Annotated in this window: 4 protein-coding genes; 1 reads left to right on the top strand and 3 read right to left on the bottom strand. The window is 69.3% G+C overall.

What is annotated here, in order from left to right:
* Positions 1–115 precede the first annotated feature (115 nt).
* Positions 116–325, bottom strand: a complete 210-nt coding sequence (locus tag DQW85_RS26250) for a ubiquitin-like protein Pup (protein ID WP_113702617.1) — start codon at positions 323–325, stop codon at positions 116–118.
* A 147-nt stretch (positions 326–472) separates the two neighbouring features.
* Here DQW85_RS26250 and DQW85_RS26245 point away from each other — a divergent pair, with 147 nt between their 5' ends.
* Positions 473–877 (top strand): hypothetical protein, encoded by a 405-nt coding sequence (locus DQW85_RS26245; protein WP_113702616.1) that lies wholly within the window; start codon positions 473–475, stop codon positions 875–877.
* An 83-nt stretch (positions 878–960) separates the two neighbouring features.
* Here DQW85_RS26245 and dop read toward each other — a convergent pair whose 3' ends face one another.
* Together dop and DQW85_RS26235 are read right to left on the bottom strand one after the other, a co-directional pair.
* Positions 961–2,475: a depupylase/deamidase Dop gene (gene dop, locus DQW85_RS26240; protein ID WP_113702615.1), complete on the bottom strand. Its 1,515-nt coding sequence runs from the start codon at positions 2,473–2,475 to the stop codon at positions 961–963.
* A gap of 86 nt (positions 2,476–2,561) precedes the next feature.
* The gene (locus tag DQW85_RS26235) at positions 2,562–3,686 is read right to left on the bottom strand and encodes an acyltransferase family protein (RefSeq protein ID WP_113702614.1); all 1,125 of its coding nucleotides are present in this window, start codon (positions 3,684–3,686) and stop codon (positions 2,562–2,564) included.
* Positions 3,687–3,858 lie beyond the last annotated feature (172 nt).

Raw genomic sequence — 3,858 nt, 5'->3', positions numbered from 1 at the left:
CGGGGCCCCGGACGCCGCTGTGCTCGCGGCCGGGCGTGCTCCCGGCCGGGTCCCGGCGCGGCGGCGACGAACGTGCCGGGGACGGCGTCACACCCCCGGTCCGGCCCCTCTCGCCTTACTCTCCGCCCTTCTGGACGTAGCTGCGCACGAACTCCTCGGCGTTCTCTTCGAGAACCTCGTCGATCTCGTCCAGGATCGCGTCGACGTCGTCCGTGAGCTTCTCCTGGCGCTCCTGAACGTCGGGCGCGGTCGAAGCCTCGGTCTCCTCGACCTCGGCCTCGCGCCGACCGGCCTGCTTCTGGCCGCCGGTGTCCTTGGTTGCCATGTCCTACCTCCACTCGGGGGACTGCCTCTAGGCCTATCTTCCCCGAACCGGGCGACATTTCGCGCGCATCACCTCGCGATCTTGCCGACTTGACTAGATAGTGCTCCTATCCAATACTGGGACGGACGTTCTCCCAGGAGGTTCGCGATGTCCCCTGCTTCCCTGAGCACGGCCGGTGTGCTGCTCATCACGGTGCCGGCGGTCGCCTTCGGCGGCGTCTCGCTGCTGTCGTTCTTCATGCGCCATGTCCCCGGCTACCTCGACAACCCGGTGCGCCGCGGGCTGTGGCGGGCCGGCCACGCCCACGCCGGGGTGCTCGTCCTGTTCAGCCTGGTCGCGATGCTGTACGTCGATCAGGCCGACCTGTCCGACGGCGTGAAGGCGCTGGTGCGCGCGCTGATCGTGGCCGCGCCGATCCTCATGCCCCTCGGCTTCTTCCTCTCGGTGGTCCGCCCGAGTGACACCAGGCCCAGCAGGCTCATCTGGCTGACGATGCTGGGCGGGGCGTGCCTGGCGGCCGGCACGCTGACGCTGGGTGTGGGGCTGATCTGAGCGGGCGCCTTTACGTTGTAGATCACACGATGAAGCCAGGACGGCGTCGCGGCCCGCGCGGCGCCGTCCTGTGATCTGTGGGCTCAGTCGCCGCCGGTGAGGGCCGCGACGAGGTCGGCGGCGGTGCGGCAGCGGTCGAAGAGCTCGCCGACGTGGGCCTTGGTGCCGCGCAGCGGCTCCAAGGTGGGCACGCGCTGGAGGGACTCGCGCCCGGGGATGTCGAAGATCACCGAGTCCCAGGAGGCGGCGGCCACCGACTCGCTGTACTGCCGTAGGCAGCGGCCGCGGAAGTAGGCGCGGGTGTCGGTGGGCGGGTTCTCGACGGCGCGCTGCACCTCCTCCTCGGTGACGAGCCGCTGGACACGGCCCCGCGCGACGAGGCGGTTGTAGAGGCCCCGGTCGGGCCGGATGTCGGAGTATTGCAGGTCGACGAGCTGGAGCCTGGAGTGCGACCAGGACAGGTTGTCGCGGGTGCGATAACCCTCCAGCAGCTCCAGCTTGGCCACCCAGTCGAGCTCGCGGGCGAGCTGCATGGGGTCCTCGGCGAGGCGGGTGAGGACGGACTCCCAGCGGTCGAGGACGTCCTTGTTCAGCTCCTCCTGGGCGGTGCCGCGCTCCTCGACGTACTTGCGGGCCTGCTCGAGGTATTCCATCTGGAGCTGGACGGCGGTGAGCTTGCGGCCGTCGCGCATGGGGATCTCGTAACGGCAGGTCGGGTCGTGGGAGACGGCGCGCAGGGCCTGCACGGGATTGTCGACGGTGAGGTCCCGGCTGAGGAAGCCGTCCTCGATCATGGCGAGGACGAGCGCGGTGCTGCCCAGCTTCAGATATGTCGAAATTTCCGACATGTTGGCGTCGCCGATGATGACGTGCAGCCTGCGGTACTTCTCCGGGTCGGCGTGCGGCTCGTCGCGGGTGTTGATGATGGGCCGCTTGAGCGTGGTCTCCAGGCCCACCTCGACCTCGAAGAAGTCGGCCCGCTGGCTGATCTGGAAGCCCTCGCCGCGGGAGTCCTGGCCGATGCCGACCTTGCCCGCGCCGACGACGACCTGGCGGGAGACGAAGAACGGGGTGAGGTGGCGGACGATGTCGGCGAACGGGGTGGCGCGCCGCATCAGGTAGTTCTCGTGGCAGCCGTAGGAGGCGCCCTTGGCGTCGGTGTTGTTCTTGTAGAGCTGGATGGGCGCGTTCGACGGGATGGCGGAGGCGCGCTGCGCCGCGTCGTACATGACCCGCTCGCCCGCCTTGTCCCAGATGACGGCGGCGCGGGGGTTGGTGCACTCGGGCGTGGAGTATTCGGGGTGCGCGTGGTCGACGTAGAGGCGCGCCCCGTTGGTGAGGATGACGTTGGCCAGGCCGAGGTCCTCGTCGGTGAGCTGGCTCGGGTCGGCGACCTCCCTGGCCAGGTCGAAGCCGCGCGCGTCGCGCAGTGGGTTCTCCTCCTCGAAGTCCCACCTGGCCCTGCGGGCGCGGGCCGCCGAGGCGGCCAGGTAGGCGTTCACCACCTGTGAGGAGGTCACCATCGCGTTGGCGCCCGGCTGACCAGGTACGGAGATGCCGTACTCGGTCTCGATGCCCATCACCCGACGCACCGTCATGCAACACCCTCTGTTCGTCCGGATCTGCCTATCCGCCGTTTATATGCCCGAGCCTATGCCCTTCACAGTGCCCCAGGGTCACAGAGTTATGGCACCGACGCCTTTTCGACCTGTACGCCGGGAACGGTGGAAGCCGGTGAAAGTCCGCGTGGCTTGAGGAAGCGCTGAATGGGACGTTCGGCAAAGGAGTAGACGAGATATGACAGGAGGACGGCTGCCAGCGTGGTGGCGCCGGCCGTGAGCCACGGCGGCAGCCGGTCGGCGAGCAGCGGGATCAGGGCCACGGCGAGCGTGGAGTGGAACAGGTAGAGCGGGTACGTGGTGCCGCCCAGGGCGGTGAGGACCCGTGACCTCGGCAGCCTGAAAACGCCCAGCGCGACCAGTGCCATCGCGGCGAAGATCACCGTGACGGTGACGATCACGGCGGTGTCGGTCACCGGCATGTTCTTGAAACCGGCGACCTTGATGCGGCCGTGGACCCGTTCGAGGGCGGAGTGGAGCGACATGACCCATCCGGCGACGACGTAGAGCCAGGGCAGCCAGGCGCTGCCGTGCCGGTGGATGAGGTACAGGGCCATGCCCGCCACGAAGTAGGGGGCGTAGCGGGGCATGACGATCTCGCTCAGGACCTCGTTGCCGAGGAGCTCGGCGCCGAGTGCGGCGGACAGCCACAGGCCGCCGAAGACCAGGACGCGCGCGTAGGTGACGCCGATGACCACCAGGATCGCCATCAGCAGGTAGAAGCGCAGCTCGGCCCAGAGCGACCAGTAGACGCCGGCCGCGTCGGCGACGCCGAACAGCCGGTGGAACATGGTGGCGTTCACCAGATAGCCGCCGGTCGACAGCCTCGGGTCGAGCGCGGTGGCGCCCGTCAGGCCGTAGAGGGCGGCGACGGCTGCCAGGCTGAGCCAGTAGGCGGGGTAGAGCCTGACGATCCGCGACCGGGCGAACGCGCCGACGCCGCGGCCCCATGCGCTCATGAGGATGACGAAGCCGCTGATGACGAAGAACAGCTCGACGCCGAGGATGCCGAGGCCCGCGAACGGTGCGACGGCCGGGAAGAGCTCGGCGGGCCGGTCGCCCCACACGGAGGCGAAGGCCACCAGGTAGTGGAAGGCGAGCACGGCGAGCGCGGCGATGAACCGCAGCAGGTCGAGCTCCGCCAGCCTGCCGTCCCCGCGGGCGTGCCTCGGCCGGTTGCGGTTGTGCACGCATCTTTGACGTCACATCGGTCACATCGGTTCCATGTGTCACACGCATCCATCAAGCCCGCGACCTCGCAGGACACCCGCATGAGAACCGTGGCAGTGGCCGGCCGCGGGCGACGCGGCAGAGGCCGGCCGCGAGCGGGCAGCGGGCGACGCGGGCGGGCAGCGGAAAGGG

The sequence above is a fragment of the Nonomuraea lactucae genome, from assembly GCF_003313395.1.
Taxonomy (GTDB): Bacteria; Actinomycetota; Actinomycetes; order Streptosporangiales; family Streptosporangiaceae; genus Nonomuraea; species Nonomuraea lactucae.
The sequence above is the reverse complement of the archived record's forward strand: the minus strand, read 5'-3'. Positions and strand labels throughout refer to the sequence as shown.